The organism is Gluconobacter sp. P1D12_c, assembly GCF_018812105.1.
Lineage (GTDB): Bacteria > Pseudomonadota > Alphaproteobacteria > Acetobacterales > Acetobacteraceae > Gluconobacter > Gluconobacter oxydans_A.
Window position 1 is genome coordinate 1 of the sequence record NZ_JACSIQ010000136.1, and the last position, 644, is coordinate 644.

Annotated in this window: 1 protein-coding gene; it reads left to right on the forward strand. The window is 55.1% G+C overall.

The features are described from left to right. Positions 1 to 218: 218 nt before the first annotated feature. Positions 219 to 644 (forward strand): recombinase family protein (locus KP705_RS15960; protein ID WP_215764945.1); only part of this gene is annotated, 426 nt, incomplete at its 3' end.

Sequence of the window (644 nt, forward strand, 5' to 3'; positions counted from 1 at the left end):
TCGACAGAAGGCTCGTAATGTCGGGCGAGAGCTTCACGGGTCAGAAGACGGCGCCGCGCCATGATCGGATGTCTCCTTCATGTGTCCGGAAGGGGATCGTTGGACGGACTGTCCCGGACAAGTGCAACACGTCATGGAATACAGCCGTGTGCTGTGTCTCATAAAGGTGGTACCATATGTTTTGCAGTCATGGGGCCTTATACGTTACACTTTCCCGTATGACACACATAATGATCGGCTATGCCCGCTGCTCGACGGACAAACAGGATCTCGCGGCCCAGCATCAGGAACTGCTCAAACTCGGTGTTTCTGCCGATCGTATTTACACCGACAAGGGCTTCACCGGCACGAACCGGGAAAGGGCCGGCCTTGACCAGGCACTGGCGGCTGTTCGTAGTGGCGATACTTTGGTCGTACCAAAGCTTGATCGACTGGCCCGCTCTGTCCCTGATGCACGGCTTATTGGCGACAGCCTGGCATCCCGTGGCGTGAAGCTTCAACTTGGGAACAGTATTCACGATCCGTCTGATCCAATGGGCAAGTTGTTCTTCAACATCCTTGCGACTTTCGCGGAGTTTGAAGCCGATCTGATCCGGATGCGTACTCGTGAAGGGATGGCCGTTGCACGCGACAAAGGTAAACTA